The following is an 18,885-nucleotide window of genomic DNA, read 5'->3' as shown; positions in this document are numbered from 1 at the left end:
CTAATTTTAGCCAAGCATTTATGCGCCCATTAGTAAGGCGTTACCTTATATCGACTTACCATACTTTCTCTAATACTCTTCATTGCTTTATGAGCTTTAACACTAACTAATTTATGTCCAGAAACGAGCTAGACCTTTAGCTATAACGCTTAATTCCAAAGGTTATGCTTATCTAACTCAGTGTAGATACGGCCGTGACCGTCCATGACATGGATGTCATGGCCGAGCTTCCAGGGATGGACTTGATGCGTGTCACGGAAGTGTCTGCACATGCGCAGGCCATTGGAACCACTTTTGTTAGATGCCACTCTTAGCCAAAAATATATCGAGCCTTTGGGGCTTTGTTATCAAACGAAGTTTGATTTCGATGTAAGGGCTAGTCGAGCTGCAAGCTCCAACTGACTTTTGTCCAAAAATAAGTTTGTAATATCTAAAGGAGTTGAGTTGTGAAAAGAATAGTCCAGATGTCGCTACGGATATGGGCGTAGGTCTCAAAGGGAGGTATCTCAAAAAGATCCTCTTCTAACGAGAAGTATTGATGCCTAGCTCTCCCAGACTTAGCGGATGAATGAGCAAGTCTGGATCTGCTCTGAGCTAGAACATCTAATATCGCCTATCAGGTTTATCTTTCTAGGCTAGCTATCAAGCTAATTGTCATTATTGTGAAGCCGCCTATAGAATACCTCTTATTGTTTCACGTAAGCTTTGCCTCATTATAATAATTTCCTAAGGTAACCTGTCATGTGGTGGCGAATCCTACTTATCTGTTTAGCCTATCTTCTTATTGGTGCACACTTTTTACGTTTTGGACAAAACGCTGCCTGTATTGTTTTTGCCTTAAGCCCCTTATTGCTATTTATTAAAGCCAGCTGGGCGACCCGAGTCTTACAAGTTGGCCTTGTCGCCTGCACATTTCTCGTTTGGGGTGTTAGCAGTTTCGAGTATATTCAGATGCGCATCATCGCCGAAGCGCCTTGGTATCGTTTAAGTGCGATTATGACGGGTGTCATTGCCTTTACGCTTTTGGCTGCATGGTGCTGTAATGGCATTATTAAAAAGCGCAATCAGCGTAAGATTTTTAGTTAAGAAGCATTACATTAACTAACACGGTAAGTCTCGCTTTCAATAGATAGGCTTTACGGCAACTAAGACTGAACGCTTCATTGCTTTAGCTAATGAGCACAGACGAGTTGCCTTTTGTTTTTTGAGTACAGTAACCGCCGACTCAAAATGTCTACAAGGATATTCACTAGCGCGGTGACACACATCAGCACCAATGCGCCGTTAAAGCGAATTTCTGCAAAGTTACTATCGATATAAAAACCCAGTGTTGCTATGCCTAGCATCCCCAAAATTGCCGTCTCTCTTAAGATCACCTCAAAACGATAGAACAGCAGTGCCATCATATTCGGATAAATGGCAGGCAAGACTTCATAGCCATAGCCATCGACTCTGTGATTAAAGTGCGCTGAAACTGTCAGCTTATCGGCGTGCCTAACGGTTAAGTAAGCGATCAAAGCGCCATTATGTATGGCTAAGGCCAGTATCGCTGGTAACATCGACGGCCCAAGCAGCAACATAAACACGAAGGCGAAGATATATTCCGGCACCGAGCGTAAAATAAGTAGCAGCAAACGATTCAGTTGTGGGATAACACCACCACTTAGGCGCTTATCACTAATAGCACTACCGAAAATTGCAAACAGATGAGTAACACCCAAAGCCGCTGTGGCGAGTAAAAGAGTAGCAATAATCCCTGGTAGTGCCTGTTCATACAGTAAGCTTATCAACCAATCGCCAAACTGACTAAGTATGTCTCCCCCACTCATCCCGCTCCCTTGTAGCCCATAATTTTGAAACGTCTGGCTTTGAAACGTCTGGCTTTGGAACATCGGCGGCAAGATATCTTGGCTTAAAAAACGCCAGATCAATGCGCCATCAATATTGGGTAACTCAGGCAAGGCCCATACCGCTAGCACGAAATATACAGGCAGCGCCTTAACTCGACACCAGTAAGGGATAGTGCCAATCAAGGCGATAAACAGAATCAAGAGTGCTGCCCCTTGATGATAGTGCCCTTGACGAAAAGCCGTCTCTAAGTAAAAGCCTAAGGTGGGCATACCAACAAAGCCCAGCACCGCACTGCTTCTTAAGGCACACTCGAATCGATAGCGCACATATGCACGTACAGGCACGAGCACATGGGCGAGTCGTCCATAGAGGTAACGGCTAATACGGTCAGTGCCCTGTGGCAGCGTCTGTAAGGTTGTTGTGGGAGACTGCTGCAGGATATCACTAAAGACACGGGCAAATGTGGCGGCAAAAGGCAGTGCTATAGCCAAAATACCGGTCAGCGGTGACAAACCAAAAATTTGCAGAAACAGTAGTGCCCAGAAGATCTCATGGATTGAGCGAATAAACGCGCAGAACGCCGCGACATAAGGCTTGTGGTACACCAAGGCGAGTGGTGCCCCAAAAATAAGCGCTATCAATACGCCCAAGAGTGCAAAACTCACGGTTTGCCATAAAGCTTGGAGTAGATATTCTGTGGCAAAAAAGTCTGGCGCGATAAAACCTTGGCCAATCAGTAACAATTCACTCCAAGGGTCTAGGGCGATGATTTCGGTATCGGCGAAATAGAAGCAAAGCAAGGTTACAGCCCACAGCACTAGGGTCACTTTTTTCCAATAACCCACAAAGGCAAATAGCCTGCTGGATGTCACGGCTTGCCCTATCATGCTAACAAGACTTATTCATGCTTAAGCTATTCATGCTCAGCTATTCATGCTTAGTTAGGCTTTGTCGCGGTTCGAGCAGAGATGCAACTTGTCGCTCCTCAGCGCTATCAGCACCAGCACCAGATTGGCTATCGCAGCTCTCTTGATAGAAAGCTTCTAGCCTACGCACCTCTAGAGAGGCAGTATCGGTGTCGAGCACGATACGCCCATCGCGCATGCCTATCACCCGATCAAAATTGCTTAATGCCATCCCCATGTCGTGCAGCACCATTATCACCGAGTCATGACTGGCTAAAACTTCGGTTAAGAGTCGCTGCCCCATCAAGGGATCCAATGCCGAGAATGGCTCATCACCAATAAACAGAGGTTGGCGCTGATACAGCGCACGGCCGAGGGCTACACGTTGTCGTTGGCCACCAGATAGCTCTGACACAGGCTGAGTCAGCGCGCAATCGAGCTCCAATGTGTCGGCAATATGTTGAATTGTTATGCGCGGAGCCTTAAAGGGATAGACTAGATTCGCAAGGTTGTAATACCAGCGGTGCTGATTAAGCGCGCCCATAAAAATATTATGGAACACGCTTAAGTTCTCTACTAGCCCCTGTCTCTGGGAACACAGAGCTGCAGTTGATCTAAGCTGTTCAAAAACATGATTAACTAGGGTCGACTTGCCACAGCCAGAACGCCCAATGATGGCCACTTTCTCACCATGGTGAAAAGACAGCGCATCGATATCAACGGCTGTCTTTCCTTCAAACTGAACGATGAGGTTTTTGACTCTCAACATAGACTTACTCGACATCGGCTCTGTCACCTATCTTTAGCGAGACTATCTTCAGTTAGCTTGTACTTAATCCACTTATCTTTAATCAACTTATCTTTAATCAACTTATCATCAATCAATTAGGCCTATCGCTTTAGCGACATCTTCTATCGGTTCATAATCTAGGTTTTCTGCTGGCACAAATGACTGTCTAGGAAAGCTGGCCAACAGTTCTGGATCCTTCATACCGATGAGTGCTTTGGTCACTTTGTCACTAAAACCTGCGCCAAACTGTGCATCGACATCGCCACGTATGGTCCACTGATAATCAGGGTAAGCCGGGCTCTCCCAAATCACATTGACTTTGTTGAGATCCACTTTACCGTTGGCTAGTGCGGTTTCCCACACTTTGTAATTCACCGCACCGACCTGATAGACACCGGCCTGCACCTGAGCAATGGTACGACTATGATCGCCAGAGTAGCCAATGCGCTTGAAGATATCCTTACTATTCTTACCTAGATTACGCTCGATAAAAAATTGCGGCATCAGGCGACCCGAGGTGGAGTTCTTTGAGCCATAGGTAAAGGTGTAACCGTTTAAATTGGGAAAGCTGTCGCTTGGAATAATCTCTGTCGAGGCGTGAGCAATAAAGTAGCTCTTAAAAAACTGATCCTCATAGCCTTGAGCAATGGCCAGCGAACCTGGCACTAAACGTCTTGCCTGCACACCGGAGAGACCACCGAACCAGGCCAATTGAACCTGATTGTTACGAAAAGCCGTTACCGCAGCGGAGTAAGATTTTACTGGCACATACTTAACCTCTACCCCAAGTTTTTCCTCAAGGTAGATTGCAACCTTATCAAACCGAGTCCGCAGCTGACTCTCATCCTCATCGGGAATTGCGGTAAACGTAAACGTTGTGGCTATTACACTCGGCGCTATTAAAAGCAGTGCTAACCCTGTAAATAGCCTAACAAACGACATGTCTTAATCCTTTTGCATTTAATTTTTCACGGAATTTTAACGAAAAAACAGCAACAAACACAGACCTTACGACATTAAATAATGGCTAATTCAATAAATCGTGAACTAAATAGGCAAAAATCATGATTTAGTAGCAATAAGCAGCAAAAAATAATCAATAGCGAAGAAAGTTCAGCCGAGGTTAAGTTTGTTAGGCGTAAACTTCCCCTACTTAGAAACACTTAGTTGGCAGTCGCGTTAATTCTGCGTAAACTAATCTGTATTGAATTCAAGGATATTTTGACTATGCGAATATTAGTTGTTGAAGATGACCCGATTCTTTCTCATCACCTCAAAGTACAACTGAGTGAATTAGGCAATCAAGTTCAAGTCGCATTAACTGCGAAAGAGGGATTTTACCAAGCAACCAATTACCCTATCGATGTAGCCATCGTCGATCTGGGCCTTCCAGATCAAGACGGCATCAGCCTCATTCAAAGCCTTCGTGACAATGGCTTAAAAGCCCCCGTTCTCATTCTCACCGCCCGCGTAAACTGGCAGGATAAGGTGGAAGGATTAAACGCTGGTGCCGATGATTACCTCGTCAAACCTTTTCAGAAGGAAGAACTCGTGGCCCGCCTAGATGCGCTAGTGCGCCGAAGTGCAGGCTTCGTCAAACCTCAAATTACCAGTGGAGCACTCGAACTCGACCTAGCGGCAAAACAGGTCACGCTAAACGAGCAGCCCATGGAGGTGACCGCCTTTGAATACTTAATTCTTGAGTACCTGATGCGCCACTGCCATGAAGTCGTCGCGAAACAACGTCTTCTCGATGTGATCTATGGTGACAAAGAAGGCGATCCTAACACGATTGAGGTGATGGTCAGTCGTCTGCGTAAGAAGCTCACCAAAGGTGGCATCGAAAACCCTATCGTGACGATTCGCGGTCAGGGTTACAAATTTAATCTGCCATGCAATTAAGATTTAAGCCTAAGAAACGTCTGCTTACGCGGATGTTTCTCACCTCACTATCGATCATCGCGCTAGTCGGGTTCGGTTTGGCGTGGATGGTAAATATCCTCCACGCCCAAAACAGTTATAACGAAGAAACCGCCGAACTGATTGCCGAGATCCCCAAAGTCGCTGCAGAGCTTAGGGAACACGATCTTATCCCCGATACCAGTGATGAATGGTTAGAAGAGAATAACGCGACACAGCGCTACATTATTGCCAGCTGCGACAACAACTTCAATCAGGTCTGGACCTCATCGCTGGCGGTAGACAGAGGCTTATTCGATACCTGTGAACGCTTTAACGAGATCAGAAACACCTCTCCGCCTTACTATCTGCCACTTGCCGACAACAAAGGCTACTTCATTTACCTGTTATCTCTTGATATCGCCAGTAATAAGTACAACTTGCTGGTATTGAAAGATGCAGAGAAACTCGAAGAAGAGTACAGCAAGTTCAGTCGCCTTACCTATATACGCTTAGCCTTCGTGTTGGCACTAGCGCTAGTGCTGTTAATCAGTGCTGCCTATTGGGGAATGCGCCCCCTTGTACGCCTTAAGAACGAGCTACAATCGGTCAACAGCGGTAAGGCTAAAACTTTATCTGACGGCTATCCTGTTGAGCTTGAAGGTGTGACTCAGGCTCTCAACCAGCTGCTGAACCAGTCGAGTGCTCAGCAACAGCGCTATCAAAACGCGATGAACGACTTGGCCCACAGCCTTAAAACCCGCTTAGCGGCAGTCCATGCGATTACTGATGACAAGACGCTTGATAAAGATGCTTGCAGCGAAAAGATCATGGAGCAAGTCAGCCAGATGGATCAATTGGTGAAATATCAATTGAAGCGCGCCATGTTGGGCCGTAAAGGCCTGAAGCAGGAGCAAACCCAAATTGCACCTTTAGTCGATCAACTATCGCAGATGTTATTTAAAGTTTACCGTGACAAACAGGTTCAATTTGAAGCGGTGATCCCAAAGGAGCATGTGTTCCCTGGTGATAAAGGCGACTTGATGGAGCTCTGTGGAAATCTGATGGAAAATGCCTTCAAGCTGTGTATTTCAACGGTCAGAGTGTCGTCATACTACAACGACGCCGGAGAGTTTGAATTACTGGTTGAAGACGATGGCCCTGGTGTTGAAGAGAGCATTCGCCAAAACATCATCCAGCGAGGCGTGCGCGCCGACACCCAAAAACCCGGACAAGGCATAGGTCTTGCGGTGTGTAATGAGATTGTCATCAGTTACGGTGGGCGACTCAGTATCGAAACTTCAGAGCTTGAAGGTGCTTGCTTTAGGATCTCAATTCCAATTTAAGCCACTGATTAGAAAGTTGGGGATAGCATTAATGCTATCCCCAACTCAATAGCGTTTATTTAGCAGGCCCATATAACTGCTCAGCACGATTAAACATGATCCAAGAGGTGGCGATATACTTGTCGCCACTGAGTGGCACATTGCCACGGTGGGAATGGGTAAAACCAGCGGGGGCTATCACCATGGTGCCCTTTTTCGGTTTAATCAATCTGTTTTGATAATAAAACTCTGTCTCGCCGCCCTCTTGCACATCATTCAAATAGAACATGTATAACACCACTCTATGCAGCGCCTCATTATGTCCTAACTGAGGAAACTGCTCCGAGTGCCAATGGGGATAACCGCCTTTAGCTTGTAAGTATTTTTGGATGTTGATGCTACCGCTACGGTAGAGATATTTTACGATGGCTTCGGCTCTACTCTTACCTAACTCCTCGTAGTTATTCGGCGTTAACGTAACCGATTGGCCACTTTGATCGCTAACTCCCACCGAGACAGCCCCCATTAACGCCATCGCATATTTATCAAAGTACTGAGTTGCATGAGACAGAGTATAACCAAGTAGTCTATTTTTCAGTGGCGTTAAATCGTCATAGGAGTCTAGCATGAGATCGAGACTGCGCTTTTTTGACTCATCCACCCCGCCACCAGTGTGCCCAGCAGTCACGCCTGAATGCCGTTCAAAGCTGTTAATCAGCTCATCGCAAAATTCATCGGGGATAGCATTCGGGTATATTTCAATGAAGTCCATTTTAAGGCTCTCTATTCTGCAACATCTGTAAATTTCTCAGTTAAGTAATTGTAAATTATATAACTTGAGTTAGAATAGCAACTAATGAAAAGCCTAAACTAATGCCCATGACGAATAGTTGTAAAGTCGCTGTTGGACAGCTGCAGGTAGGTAACTTTGTTAGGTTACCGATTGCGTGGAAAGATCACCCATTCATCTTTAATAGCTTCAAAATCAAGCAACAGGCTCAAATTGAGCTGATAAAAAATCTCGGCCTTGAGTTTGTCTATATTCGTCCTGAGCGTAGCGATAGTCAGCCGCTTTCGAGTATAGCGGCCAAACAACAAACGTCTAAGATTATCGACAATAACCTTGAGCTCTTGTCTGGTGAGTTAAAGCAGCAAAAAAACAAAAGCATCGAGGAACAGCAGTCTTTAAGGCGTCATCTTCAAAAGACCGAGAAGCATTTTACCCGCAACCTTGCCATGATGCGTAATCTGACCAGCAAGCTCCGTAGTAGGCCACTCGATGCCGTCAACGAAGCCAAAGATCTCATTCATGGAGTCTGCAATCAGTTACTCACTGATGATAAATTGGTACTGCACCTAATGGCCGATGCTAAAAGCAATGAGGGGATCTATTATCATTCCCTGAATGTTGCCGTGCTGTCTATGCTGATCGCCAAAGAGTTAGGCTGGAACCGTAAAGAGATTGAACGTGTGGGAATGGGCGCACTGTTCCACGATATAGGCAAAATCAAGATCCCAACTCAATTACTGCGAAAGAGCACTGCTTTTACTCATGCTGAACAAATATATTTTAATCAGCATCCCGCTATGGGCGCAGAACTATTGATCGCTGCCGATAACTTTCCTGCAGAAGCATTACCTATTATATTGAATCATCATGAGTTTTTAGATGGTTCTGGTACACCTAAGGGATTAAAAGAGCAAGATCTCGACAAATGCAGTCAACTAGTCTGTGCAATTAACACTTATGATAACCTCTGCCATTCCGACCGAAACAATAAAGCCAGAACTCCCTATTCGGCATTAGGTTACCTCTATAAAAACTATCAAACACGGCTTAATCAGCAAGTTGTTAATCGCCTAGTCAAAATGCTTGGAGTTTACCCTCCTGGCAGTGTGGTTGAACTCTCTTCTGGTCAGTTTGCCATGGTGATGTCGGTCAACTTAAGCAAGTTATTACTGCCAAGAGTGTTAGTTTACGATCCGACCGTTCCCAAAGAGCAGGCACCGATTGTTGACTTGGCCAGTGAGGAACTGACCATTACCAGGTGCTTGCCCGTGGCCGCACTACCAGAAAAAGTGCTGAAATATCTCAACCCAAGAGAGAAGATCAGTTACTTCTTTGGAGCTGAAACATAACCGGACTCAATTAGCACGACAATAGCTAGAACTGCCGTTTTCTTGCCCAAACCGCCTCGGCTGACTAAGGTTAGATCTACTAACTTTCATGTCGAGGTCAGTTTTTATGACTAAACTACCAAGTTTTGACAGACTGTTATGGATGGCAGAGAATACCCCAGAGAAATTGGATGCTCTACAAAAAAGACTAAGCGAAGAGGCTATTGCGCAAAGTAGTGCACGTAATCAGGCAAACCTAACCTCGCTACTTGATCACTTAAACAAACGCTTAAGCCTATGCAAGACTCCCTACCAACGTTGTCATCTGGTTAGTAGCTTAATGTTTCAAAAACTAGCCTTGCTCAATCAGGCCTATTGCGAACCCGAAGAGTTTCTTCAACATAAAGCAGAGGTCGTCTCTCTACGAAAACACGCTAAATAGCGATATTCCCAAAAGCAAAAAAGCTCGCAGTCGCGAGCTTTTTTAATGTACGAATACAATTGGCTTTATAACCAACCTTTGCGCTTAAAGAAGAAGTAGGTTCCCGCCGCACTACCAAACATCATTGCAATGGCCATTGGGTAACCTAATTGCCACTCAAGTTCAGGCATATTAACGAAGTTCATACCATAAGCACTGGCGATCACTGTGGGGGGTAAGAAGACCACTGCCGCAACCGAGAAGATCTTAATGATCTTATTTTGCTGTAATCCGCTAAAGCCCATAGCCGCATCGAGCAAGAAGTTAAGTTTATCGAAAATAAACTGGCTGTGGGGCATCAAAGATTCGATATCCGACAACATTTCTCGCAGATCTTTAAACTCATCATCTGACAATTGTCCTCGATAATGCTTCTGCAAAAACCTCAATGAACGTTGGGTATCAAGCAAGCTTAAACGTATTTTACCGTTAGAGTCTTCCTGACGGGTGATAAGCTTAAATACATTATCAAGCTCTTCATTCTTAAATACTTCTTCACTTACGTTCTCAAGAACCGTATATACGTCCTCAATAAGATCTGAAAGATAATCAACTTTAAGATTAAATAGCTCTAGTAAAAGCGCCTGTGGTGTACTCGCTTCTATCTTACCAAGCCTTAAGTAATTACGTAGTAAGCGAATAAGACCAACATCTTCCTCACGAATGGTTAGTAAGAAGTTTTGACGCAGATTAAAGGAGACGTTAACCCCCTTTACGTCTTGGCCCGCACGTTGGGGAAATAACGAGTTAATGTGCAGCCCATCTTTATTCTGATAAAAACGTGCAGAAGCCTCAATCTCATTGATATCTTCCTCATCAGGCACATCTTCAACTGAGAAGCCACTTAACCAATCTCGTTCCTGCTCGTCAGGTTTATACAAGTCCAGCCAGATGATGCCGGGAGGGATATTGTCCTTCATGCTCAATTCGATAATCGTAAGTTTACGATCCTCATAGGCATAGGCTGTTATCATAGCTCCTCCTTAAAACACATATAGCAAATAGATTGGTCTAAAACGTGGGCTATTCTACCTTATAACGCCTTATTGCAAAGAGCTAACATAAAGAAAATCCATGAAGATTACTTATTTACCGTGTTAGCCACGATAATTCGTTCCTGATTGGACAATCTAATGCGGATCCCGTTAACTGTTGTTATCTCATTGCTAGTGATATCCTTTTTCTTCACTTGATAAACAACAGACTCATCACTCATTGGCGACACTATCGTTACACTGACAACTTTATTGCCATCACTCCAATCCCAATACCAATATGCTGCAGTAGCGGTGAGTGACAAACTGATCAAAACATAGGCACCAATTCGAAGCTTTATGTTCTTACCTAACTCTTTAGTACTGGCGCGAACCCCATTTTCTCTTGGCTTACGGAGATAAACCATAGCGCCGACGATAATTAACAATGTGATCAATATTTTAGTTAGCACAGACATTCCCTCTACGGCATTTGTAAGAATTATACCCGTAAATAAATCGATAAACTGTTATTAATATCCAAGCATTGGATCCCAGTGAGTATTAAAATCATCTTGTTATGCAAATTCAGCCTCCTTCTGCTATAAAAGGGGGCATAAATTCAAATTAGGATCTCAAATGAAGCGTTCTGCTCTTGTCTTAAGTAGTGCCTTAAGTAGTGCCCTACTACTGTTTACTCCATCAGCTTTTGCTGACGTCACTCTCTCTATGCCATCAAACTCTGAGCTGGTACTAGTTAATGGTGTTGATGCGAGTGGCAGAGATACGCTAAACCTTAAAAATGGCATTAATCAAGTTGCCTTTCGATATCTTGGACGCTACCAGCAACAGGGCACGCAAAATCAATTCCAGTCTGATGTCATTATCATTAAATTCGACCAGAGCGATACCCAGTTATCATTATCTATGCCGCGTATTCGATCTGGCAGTGCAGCCGACAAGTTTAATCAGTCTCCGCAAGTCAGCCTAGAAGATCAAGACAACATGCCTGTTTCCTTCGAACTAGGAATGCTCATCAAGAAAGGTTTGCAGCTAGGTCGAGATTACGAGGCTGAAATGGCCGCCTATAACCTCAGTGCCCAAAAAGCGTCACTCAATATCCAGCCTACTACAACAAGCGCTACAGCTACAACGGCTACCGTTGCCGTAGCGACAGCTAGCGCAACCGCAGATACGCCTGCTAATACAACCGCTAAGCCTGAAGCAACTAATCAGGTGAATGTAGGACAGATGCTAGATTTCTGGTATCAACAAGCCGATGAAGAGACGCGCAAAGCCTTTAAAAAACGAATTGAAAACCAATAGATTTTCACTATCAAAAAGCCCGCTCTGACACGAGTGGGCTTTTATATTTGTGTTGCTATACCTAGCTGTATAAAGGCTAATTAGGCTTTAATGATTCTGCATTCATAAACTGATGCAATGACTGGATCAGAGCCTGTTTCTCTGGAGTGATTTTTTGTGGATTGTAGACGGCGCAAATATTGGCGTGGATCTGCTGCTTTAGCGAGATAAAATGAATATGTCGCCAACTCTGGCGACTAAAGCTTTGGGGAACTACAGAGATCCCAGCCTGACTCTCGATCACGTTCATCAAAGTCATCGGCTCTACCACCTCTTGGGTAATCTGGGGGATAAAGCCCTCCTTGATGCAGTGATTGACAACCAACTGCGCCGAAGCAGAGTTTTTATGACTCATGATGACAAACTTTTCATTAGCCAGTTCTGACAAACATAACTCAGTGCGCCCACTTAATTCATGCCTATCACAAAGCGCAATCACCATCGGCTCACAGTAAAGATTACAGGACTCTAACGGGGTAATATCTAAGGTGTCGGCGTAACGAACGAAGCCAATATCGATCTCATTATTAAACAACGCCACCTTCTGCTGCTGTGGTGACAATTCTAAGAACTCAAATTGAATGCTCGGGTATTGGGTCTTTAACTGCTGACAGGCATAACCAAATCCAGCCCAAAATACAGAACTCACAATACCCAAACGAAGCTGTCCCTGAGTTTCTCTAGCGTGCTGGGTCACCTTACTTACAGCCCCTTCCATTACGCTAAAAATCGACTGACACTCATGGCGCAACATTAAACCTGTTGAGGTTAACTGAACGCTTCTTTTATCTCGATTAAATAACTTAACCCCAAGAATCCCTTCAAGCTCTCGCATCTGGGCACTCAAGGGAGACTTTGAGATATGCAACCGCTCGGCAGCCTGGGTTAAGGTTTGACTATGACTGGCCACATAAAAATACCGCAGCATTTTCATACTAATACGCTCAGCCCAATAGAGGCTATTTAAATCTAGCGGTGCAACGCTATGGTCATTGTTCACAAATTTAATATCCATTTCTTTGCCATAAATAGGGCAATTCCGGCGTAAAAACTGAGCGTTGAAGCAATTTTCAATACCTTAAATAACAGTTTTTACACTCAAAGCTATCAATCCGCCTAATGTGCCGAAAAACAGCACATTAGGGTCGATTTTAGTGATTTTAATCAAAATCGCTTCGGAATATCGTGAGTCCAATAACAAATCCACTTAGGAAAAAAATATGTCTCTGTACGACCCTGTCCCAAATGCTGTTGCTACCATCGAAAAATACAAACCAGGCTTTAAACCGCAGATTGCAATGATCTTAGGCTCTGGCTTAGGCGTGCTTGCTGACAAACTCGAAGATAAGGTTAGCATCGGTTATCAAGAACTGGATGGCTTCCCAGTTAGCACCGTTGAAGGTCACAGTGGTGAATTAGTGCTCGGTTACCTAAATGGCGTTCCTGTTGCTTGTATGAAGGGTCGTGGACACTTCTATGAACACGAATCAATGAAGGTCATGACTACGCCAGTACGTACCTTTAAGACACTAGGTTGCGAGATGTTGTTAGTGACTAATGCTGCTGGGTCTTTACGTCCAGAGCGCATCGATGTTGGCTCATTGGTTGTGTTCTCTGATCATATCAACACCATGCCAAGCACCCCAATGACAGGACCAAATGACGACAAGTACGGACCACGCTTCTTCAGCCTTGCCAATGCCTATGATAAAACGCTACGTGAGCAAGCTCTAGATATCGCCAAAAAGCAAAATATCGTGCTTAACGAAGGCATTTTTGTTTCTTACCCAGGCCCTTGTTTCGAAACCGCAGCAGAAATTCGCATGATGCAGATCATCGGTGGCGATGTAGTGGGCATGTCTGTGGTACCAGAAGTTATCTCTGCAGCTCATTGTAATCTACCAGTACTTGCTATCTGTGCAATTACCAACATGGCTGAAGGTCTAGGTGATGTGAAGCTATCACACGAACAAACGCTTAAGTGCGCAAAACTAGCCGAAAGTGACTTCTTACAACTTATCAATGCATTCATCGATAGCGTTAAGAAAGCGTAGAGGATAGCTCAATGATGTTCATGGGATTTATCGGCATGCTAGTGCTGTTAGGCATAGGCTTCGCGTGCTCAGTTAGTCGACGTTCAATTAAACTTCGCACCGTTGGTGCAGCACTGGGTCTGCAAGTGTTAATCGGCGCACTGGTGTTATATGTGCCTATGGGACGTCAGGCGCTAGAGTCTATGTCACATGGCGTACACGTAGTGCTCGATAGCGGTAAAGCGGGTATTCGCTTTCTATTTGGCAACCTAGTCAACTTCTCTGTAGAAGGTATTGGCTTTGTATTCGCACTTAACGTGCTGCCTTTGGTGGTATTCTTCTCGGCGCTAATCGCGGTACTTTATTATTTAGGCATCATGCAATTTATTATCCGCATTATCGGCGGTGGTATGGCCAAATTGTTAGGGACTTCTCAGCCTGAATCTATGTCTGCCGTGTCTAATGTTTTCGTTGGACAAAGTGAAGCGCCGCTAGTCATTAAGCCTTATATGGCTAAAATGAGCGACTCAGAGTTCTTCGCAGTTATGTGTGGCGGTATGGCTTCAGTATCGGGAACGGTACTCGCTGGTTACGCCATGATGGGCGTTAATATGGAATACCTACTAGCAGCATCATTTATGGCTGCTCCCGGTGGCGTTCTATTTGCTAAGTTAATTCTTCCTGAAACTAGCGCCCCAGCCTACACCATGGATAGCAAGATCCAATTTGATGACAAGCCTCCGGTCAACGTATTAGCTGCAGCGGGTGAAGGCGCAGCAAGCGGTCTAAAACTTGCTGCTGCAATCGGTGCGATGTTAATCGCCATGATTGGCCTCGTGACTCTGGTGAATAACCTGCTGGGCGGTGTTGGTGACATGGTTGGCATGCAGCTATCTCTTGAAGGAATTTTAGGCTGGATCTTCGCGCCTTTAGCCTTCTTGCTTGGTGTGCCTGTTGCAGACATGGCAATTGCTGGCTCTATGATTGGTAAAAAGCTAATCGTCAATGAATTCGTTGCCTATAGCGATCTTGCTCCATACCTAAAAGACACACAAGAAGTCACGGCAGCGGGACTGCAAGTTCTTCAAGAAAAGAGTAAAGTGATCATTAGCTTTGCCCTGTGTGGCTTTGCAAACTTAGCCTCTATGGGGATCTTGATTGGCGGACTCGGCACACTGTGCCCGTCAAGAACGGATTTCATCGCTAAGTATGGCTTACGTACTGTTATCGCTGCTACTTGCTCTAACTTAATGAGTGCAGCTATTGCAGGTATATTCTTCTCCCTAGCAAACTAAGCCATTAGTTATTGTGTATCAAGGGCGGAACTCCGCCCTTTTTTATTGAAGGTTCAAAAATGTTTAGATCCGCTTTGCCACACCTACAAATGCTTATTTTTACCTTCGTAATAGCCATGACCTTCCCTATCGGCAAGCAGTTAATGCTTGAAGTTCCCCCTATGATAGCGACTTGGCTGAGATATATTATTGCTGCGGTACTTTTTAGCCTGTTATTAGTCATAACCCGACGTTTCAGCTTGCCAACAAAAAGCGCATTTCTGCGCTATACCTTAGTCTGCCTGCCTTCATTATTGTATTTTACTGCCATGTTTAGTGCTCTTACGCAAACAACCGCGTTTGCTACAAGTGCCTTATACACGTCAGTACCACTCATTACTGCGCTTCTTGTTGTGCTAACAAGTAAACACCTAGGCAAATTCAGTACATGGGCCGCTTTGGGCTTAGGCTTTATCGGCGCACTAACCTTAGTCATACAACAAGCTAGCGAATTGAACACCGGTGTCACTTGGAATTCAGGCTACAGCCTGTTTATGCTTGGCTGCGTTGCCATGGCTGCGAACCCTTTAGTCATCAAGGCCTGCTATCGGCAAGAGGACTTTATGGTTTTTACTGGCTGGAGCTTAATTGCCGCAAGCATTATCTTATCTATTACCCTAATGCCAGATATTTCAGCCTATGACTGGAGACAAGTATCGAGCAATGCATGGTTAGCAACCCTATATCTGGCAATCTTTGCTACCGCAATCAGTTTTTTTCTATTTCAAAAAGCCAGTGTAAGGTTAGCCCCAGAGCAAGTTTCCGCTTATATTTTTTTGATCCCTGTATTCGTGCTAATTACAGGAAACTCAATAATTATAAACTGGCTCTATACAATACCCGCTTTAATGGCAGTGTGTTTAGCGATGGTATTACTGATGAGAAAGCAATAACAGCAATGCTATTTAGAGCAAGGCTGATAGAGTTAATCTATTTAAGTGATTTATTTTACCCATTACACAAATAGCAGCATAAAGATTACATTAGTTAGCCTAAAGAAACTGATTTAACTTTCGAGCTGCTTTTTGATGTTATCTAAATCCACAAACTCCAAACTCCACAATTTAACCCCCGATTTAGAGCCGAGTTTCGAACCAAGATCGAGTTCCTTGAATGGTCATATACCCCAAGATCAGATAGCACTTGTGGCAGAGGGCGGTGGTCAACGTGGGATCTTTACTGCGGGGATCCTAGACAGTTGGTTAGAACAAGAATTTAATCCTTTTAAATTATTAATTGGTACGTCTGCCGGTGCACAAAATTTATCTAGCTATATAACACAGCAAAAAGGCTTCGCCCATGCCTCCATTACTGAGTTTTCAAGTTCACCAAAGTTCTTTAGCTTAAGCCGTCCTCTAAAAGGCCAGAGCAGTGTTGATTTAGATTGGTATTTTGATCAAGTAACTATCGGCAAACATGGTGAACAACGGCCTCACCAACTCGATATTCATAAAGGGCTAGAACAACTACAGAAGCGCCAGCTACTGATCTCAACTACCAACAGCTCAAATTACCAAGCTAGCTTTTTCACACCCAATAAAGACAATTGGTTAACGCTACTCAAGGCTTCTAGCGCCCTGCCCCTTTTATATAAACAGGGGGTGAAAATTGATGACAAACTTCAAGTTGATGGTGGCCTCTCCGCTCCATTACCTGTGGAGGAGGCTTATAAAAGAGGTGCGAAAAAAATCGTTGTGCTACGAACTCTGCCAAAAGCATACTCGGCCAACACGCCTTGGGTTAACCGACTTAAGTCATGGGTATGTACCTCAAACCAATGTCCTAAAGCGTTAGATTTTTTTATACACCACGAATACGCCTATCGTGATGCTCTGCGGTTTATTGAGTCGCCACCCGATGATTTAGAAATAATCCAAATATTCCCAGAGCAAAACCTTAAAAGCAAACTGATAGGCAGCAAAAAGTTAGCACTTCAATCTGATTACCGACTTGGAAAGCAAGCTGGTGCCGCGTTCATCGAACACTACGCCGAAAGACTACTGCGACCAGTAGCCCCTTCAGCGCCAGCAGCTCCTAAAAAAGTTATACGCTACTGTTGAGCTCATGCAGTGGCCTCACTGAAACTCCTACACCACCAAGCGGCTTTGAGACCATGTATATGCATCCCGCATAGATGGCATTCCCGACACACTGTAGGCCACAGGCGCTCCGCGTTGCCCCATATGAATATGGGAAGTGTCGATTATCCATAAGCATATAATCGCCCTCGGTTCGCGCAGCGAACACATGGGGGTGAAAGTGAGGCGCTTTGAATACGCAGTATTCAGCCCCTCAGCTTTAAGTGAAGGGTGAACGCGGAGAAGCTTGCCTTCGTAGCTGGAGACCCCGCTCAGCGGCGGGTCGACGTCGGGAGTCGTTCTTTTCGCGCGACCTATATGGATATAGGAAGTGCCTTAAATTGTCTGGAACAATTTTGGTCAGCGCATATACGAAAAAAGCCCTAGCGACTCTTGTAATAATGAGTGCTAGGGCTTTTTCGCCAATCTTTAGAGAAAAGTTTGGCGCCTGAAAATGGCCAGCTTCGAGCAAGCTCTCCGCGTTCACCCCTTGCATCAAACTTCGTTTGATAAGCACAAGGGCTTCCCCCTACGACCGCCACGGATGGCGGAAGTGTCGATATTGTCAGGAACATTTATCGACCTCCACAAGGGTACTGAACCTCACTCCGTTCGGGCTTTTTATTTCCCCATGTTCGTTCGGTCATCTTTCCAGGCAATAACGAAAAAAGCCCACTACATCATAGCGGACTTTCTCGTTATTTAACGTCTGGAAATGGCCTACTCTCGTAGTTCGCGCAGCGAACACATGGGGGTGAAAGTCTGGCGCTTTGAATACGCAGTATTCAGCCCCTCTGCTTTAAGTGAAGAGTGAACGCGGAGAAGCTTGCCTTCGTAGCTGGAGAGCCCGCTCAGCGGCGGGGCGACGTAGGGGGTAGGCATTTATGCCTACCTTAAGTGAAGTAGTCACCTTAACGGGTGGCTGTATTCTAGATAAGTTAGCGTTCAGCATTTTACAAACGCCCAAACGCAACTACTCTCTATCCCATCCATAGCATTAGAAGGTAAGTACATTCTCACTTAATTTAAAGCCTAGAAATGACCTACTCTCGTAGTTCGCGTAGCGAACACATGGGGGTGAAAGTGAGGCGCTTTGAATACGCAGTATTCAGACTCACTTGAACGCGGAGAAGCTTGCCTTCGAAGCCGGAGACCCCGCTCAGCGGCGGGGCGACGTCGGGAGTCGTTCTTTTCGCGCAGCGCATATACGAAAAAAGCCCTAGCGTTGTTTGCTAGGGCTTTTTCGTGTATTTGGCGCCTGGAAATGACCTACTCTCACATGGGGAGACCCCACACTACCATCGGCGATACTGTGTTTCACTTCTGAGTTCGGAATGGATTCAGGTGGGACCACAGCTCTATGGTTTCCAGACAAATTCTTACTGGTTAATTCTTCGTCTGACGGTATTGTTTCCTCGCTGCACGGCTCATGTACTAAAGTACACTCCGCGGCTCGCTCGTCACGGCTTTGTCAGCCAAACAATTACCTGCGTAATTAACCAAAATTGTAAATTCGGAAAGCTTGAAATTAAGTTTTGAGTTCACACTACATTAAGTGCTTCATTCTAATTCTGATTAGAAACATTAGTCTCTCATACAAAACCTATCAGGGTTGTATGGTTAAGCCTCACGAGTCATTAGTATCAGTTAGCTCAACGCCTCACAACGCTTACACACCTGACCTATCAACGTCCTAGTCTCGAACGGCTCTTTAGAGGAATTAAATTCCTAG

General features: G+C 44.9%; 18 protein-coding genes and 2 rRNA genes. 10 read left to right on the top strand and 10 right to left on the bottom strand.

The features are described from left to right. Positions 1-149 precede the first annotated feature (149 nt). Positions 150-308, bottom strand: coding sequence for a hypothetical protein (locus K5Q92_RS03115; RefSeq protein ID WP_220767593.1), 159 nt, complete (start codon positions 306-308; stop codon positions 150-152). Between the two features lie 433 nt (positions 309-741). Between K5Q92_RS03115 and K5Q92_RS03110 the strand changes: the two genes are divergently transcribed. Beyond that, positions 742-1,086 (top strand): hypothetical protein, encoded by a 345-nt coding sequence (locus K5Q92_RS03110; RefSeq protein ID WP_220767592.1) that lies wholly within the window; start codon positions 742-744, stop codon positions 1,084-1,086. A gap of 86 nt (positions 1,087-1,172) precedes the next feature. Here the strand turns inward: K5Q92_RS03110 and K5Q92_RS03105 are convergent, their stop codons facing one another. From K5Q92_RS03105 to K5Q92_RS03095, 3 genes are all read right to left on the bottom strand, one after another. Next, on the bottom strand, positions 1,173-2,738 hold the full coding sequence (locus K5Q92_RS03105) for an ABC transporter permease (RefSeq protein WP_220767591.1): 1,566 nt from the start codon (positions 2,736-2,738) through the stop codon (positions 1,173-1,175). Between the two features lie 40 nt (positions 2,739-2,778). Beyond that, positions 2,779-3,540 carry an ATP-binding cassette domain-containing protein gene (locus K5Q92_RS03100; RefSeq protein WP_259649471.1) on the bottom strand — a complete coding sequence of 254 codons (762 nt, stop codon included), beginning with the start codon at positions 3,538-3,540 and terminating at the stop codon, positions 2,779-2,781. Between the two features lie 93 nt (positions 3,541-3,633). Then, entirely contained in the window at positions 3,634-4,488 is an 855-nt protein-coding gene (locus K5Q92_RS03095) for a putative selenate ABC transporter substrate-binding protein (RefSeq protein ID WP_220767590.1), read from the bottom strand. 285 nt (positions 4,489-4,773) lie between these two features. Here K5Q92_RS03095 and K5Q92_RS03090 point away from each other — a divergent pair, with 285 nt between their 5' ends. Both K5Q92_RS03090 and K5Q92_RS03085 read left to right on the top strand, forming a co-directional pair. Continuing rightward, positions 4,774-5,448, top strand: a complete 675-nt coding sequence (locus K5Q92_RS03090) for a response regulator (RefSeq protein WP_220767589.1) — start codon at positions 4,774-4,776, stop codon at positions 5,446-5,448. Next, the gene (locus tag K5Q92_RS03085; RefSeq protein WP_220767588.1) at positions 5,439-6,791 is read left to right on the top strand and encodes a sensor histidine kinase; all 1,353 of its coding nucleotides are present in this window, start codon (positions 5,439-5,441) and stop codon (positions 6,789-6,791) included. Before K5Q92_RS03090 ends, K5Q92_RS03085 begins: the two co-directional genes overlap by 10 nt. Before the next feature lie 55 nt (positions 6,792-6,846). On the opposite strand, the gene K5Q92_RS03080 is transcribed toward K5Q92_RS03085, so the two are convergent. After that, positions 6,847-7,542 carry a 2OG-Fe(II) oxygenase gene (locus K5Q92_RS03080; RefSeq protein WP_220767587.1) on the bottom strand — a complete coding sequence of 232 codons (696 nt, stop codon included), beginning with the start codon at positions 7,540-7,542 and terminating at the stop codon, positions 6,847-6,849. Positions 7,543-7,649: 107 nt separating this feature from the next. Here K5Q92_RS03080 and K5Q92_RS03075 point away from each other — a divergent pair, with 107 nt between their 5' ends. Further along, a complete protein-coding gene (locus K5Q92_RS03075) occupies positions 7,650-8,909 on the top strand; it encodes a DUF3391 domain-containing protein (RefSeq protein WP_220767586.1) in 1,260 nt (419 codons plus the stop codon). 106 nt (positions 8,910-9,015) lie between these two features. Further along, on the top strand, positions 9,016-9,330 hold the full coding sequence (locus K5Q92_RS03070; RefSeq protein ID WP_259649470.1) for a DUF3135 domain-containing protein: 315 nt from the start codon (positions 9,016-9,018) through the stop codon (positions 9,328-9,330). Between the two features lie 65 nt (positions 9,331-9,395). Here the strand turns inward: K5Q92_RS03070 and corA are convergent, their stop codons facing one another. Together corA and K5Q92_RS03060 are read right to left on the bottom strand one after the other, a co-directional pair. Further along, a complete protein-coding gene (gene corA / locus K5Q92_RS03065) occupies positions 9,396-10,343 on the bottom strand; it encodes a magnesium/cobalt transporter CorA (protein WP_220767584.1) in 948 nt (315 codons plus the stop codon). 107 nt (positions 10,344-10,450) lie between these two features. After that, entirely contained in the window at positions 10,451-10,822 is a 372-nt protein-coding gene (locus K5Q92_RS03060) for a hypothetical protein (protein ID WP_308443566.1), read from the bottom strand. A gap of 160 nt (positions 10,823-10,982) precedes the next feature. Between K5Q92_RS03060 and K5Q92_RS03055 the strand changes: the two genes are divergently transcribed. Continuing rightward, positions 10,983-11,669 (top strand): DUF2057 domain-containing protein, encoded by a 687-nt coding sequence (locus K5Q92_RS03055; RefSeq protein WP_220767582.1) that lies wholly within the window; start codon positions 10,983-10,985, stop codon positions 11,667-11,669. 76 nt (positions 11,670-11,745) lie between these two features. Here K5Q92_RS03055 and K5Q92_RS03050 read toward each other — a convergent pair whose 3' ends face one another. After that, positions 11,746-12,723: a LysR family transcriptional regulator gene (locus tag K5Q92_RS03050; RefSeq protein WP_220767581.1), complete on the bottom strand. Its 978-nt coding sequence runs from the start codon at positions 12,721-12,723 to the stop codon at positions 11,746-11,748. A 205-nt stretch (positions 12,724-12,928) separates the two neighbouring features. Here K5Q92_RS03050 and xapA point away from each other — a divergent pair, with 205 nt between their 5' ends. The 4 genes from xapA to K5Q92_RS03030 all read left to right on the top strand — a co-directional run bounded on the left by xapA (position 12,929) and on the right by K5Q92_RS03030 (position 17,135). Continuing rightward, the gene (xapA, locus tag K5Q92_RS03045; protein WP_220767580.1) at positions 12,929-13,762 is read left to right on the top strand and encodes a xanthosine phosphorylase; all 834 of its coding nucleotides are present in this window, start codon (positions 12,929-12,931) and stop codon (positions 13,760-13,762) included. Between the two features lie 11 nt (positions 13,763-13,773). Beyond that, on the top strand, positions 13,774-15,036 hold the full coding sequence (locus tag K5Q92_RS03040; protein WP_220767579.1) for a NupC/NupG family nucleoside CNT transporter: 1,263 nt from the start codon (positions 13,774-13,776) through the stop codon (positions 15,034-15,036). Between the two features lie 59 nt (positions 15,037-15,095). Continuing rightward, a complete protein-coding gene (locus tag K5Q92_RS03035) occupies positions 15,096-15,968 on the top strand; it encodes a DMT family transporter (RefSeq protein WP_220767578.1) in 873 nt (290 codons plus the stop codon). 216 nt (positions 15,969-16,184) lie between these two features. After that, positions 16,185-17,135 (top strand): patatin family protein, encoded by a 951-nt coding sequence (locus K5Q92_RS03030; protein WP_259649469.1) that lies wholly within the window; start codon positions 16,185-16,187, stop codon positions 17,133-17,135. A gap of 1,274 nt (positions 17,136-18,409) precedes the next feature. Here the strand turns inward: K5Q92_RS03030 and rrf are convergent. Both rrf and K5Q92_RS03020 read right to left on the bottom strand, forming a co-directional pair. After that, positions 18,410-18,525 (bottom strand): 5S ribosomal RNA (rrf, locus tag K5Q92_RS03025). A 244-nt stretch (positions 18,526-18,769) separates the two neighbouring features. Beyond that, a 23S ribosomal RNA gene (locus K5Q92_RS03020) occupies positions 18,770-18,885 on the bottom strand; the annotation flags it as partial.

Source organism: Shewanella sp. MBTL60-007, from assembly GCF_019654915.1.
Lineage (GTDB): Bacteria > Pseudomonadota > Gammaproteobacteria > Enterobacterales > Shewanellaceae > Shewanella.
This window is presented reverse-complemented; position numbering and strand designations above follow the sequence as displayed.

What these genes read in the sequence shown, in the direction of transcription:
- K5Q92_RS03110 (WP_220767592.1), top strand. Translation starts at nt 742, where the DNA reads ATGTGGTGGCGAATCCTACTTATCTGTTTAGCCTATCTTCTTATTGGT.
- K5Q92_RS03105 (WP_220767591.1), bottom strand. Translation starts at nt 2,738, where the DNA reads ATGATAGGGCAAGCCGTGACATCCAGCAGGCTATTTGCCTTTGTGGGT.
- K5Q92_RS03100 (WP_259649471.1), bottom strand. Translation starts at nt 3,540, where the DNA reads ATGTCGAGTAAGTCTATGTTGAGAGTCAAAAACCTCATCGTTCAGTTT.
- K5Q92_RS03095 (WP_220767590.1), bottom strand. Translation starts at nt 4,488, where the DNA reads ATGTCGTTTGTTAGGCTATTTACAGGGTTAGCACTGCTTTTAATAGCG.
- K5Q92_RS03090 (WP_220767589.1), top strand. Translation starts at nt 4,774, where the DNA reads ATGCGAATATTAGTTGTTGAAGATGACCCGATTCTTTCTCATCACCTC.
- K5Q92_RS03085 (WP_220767588.1), top strand. Translation starts at nt 5,439, where the DNA reads ATGCAATTAAGATTTAAGCCTAAGAAACGTCTGCTTACGCGGATGTTT.
- K5Q92_RS03080 (WP_220767587.1), bottom strand. Translation starts at nt 7,542, where the DNA reads ATGGACTTCATTGAAATATACCCGAATGCTATCCCCGATGAATTTTGC.
- K5Q92_RS03075 (WP_220767586.1), top strand. Translation starts at nt 7,650, where the DNA reads ATGACGAATAGTTGTAAAGTCGCTGTTGGACAGCTGCAGGTAGGTAAC.
- K5Q92_RS03070 (WP_259649470.1), top strand. Translation starts at nt 9,016, where the DNA reads ATGACTAAACTACCAAGTTTTGACAGACTGTTATGGATGGCAGAGAAT.
- corA (WP_220767584.1), bottom strand. Translation starts at nt 10,343, where the DNA reads ATGATAACAGCCTATGCCTATGAGGATCGTAAACTTACGATTATCGAA.
- K5Q92_RS03060 (WP_308443566.1), bottom strand. Translation starts at nt 10,822, where the DNA reads ATGTCTGTGCTAACTAAAATATTGATCACATTGTTAATTATCGTCGGC.
- K5Q92_RS03055 (WP_220767582.1), top strand. Translation starts at nt 10,983, where the DNA reads ATGAAGCGTTCTGCTCTTGTCTTAAGTAGTGCCTTAAGTAGTGCCCTA.
- K5Q92_RS03050 (WP_220767581.1), bottom strand. Translation starts at nt 12,723, where the DNA reads ATGGATATTAAATTTGTGAACAATGACCATAGCGTTGCACCGCTAGAT.
- xapA (WP_220767580.1), top strand. Translation starts at nt 12,929, where the DNA reads ATGTCTCTGTACGACCCTGTCCCAAATGCTGTTGCTACCATCGAAAAA.
- K5Q92_RS03040 (WP_220767579.1), top strand. Translation starts at nt 13,774, where the DNA reads ATGATGTTCATGGGATTTATCGGCATGCTAGTGCTGTTAGGCATAGGC.
- K5Q92_RS03035 (WP_220767578.1), top strand. Translation starts at nt 15,096, where the DNA reads ATGTTTAGATCCGCTTTGCCACACCTACAAATGCTTATTTTTACCTTC.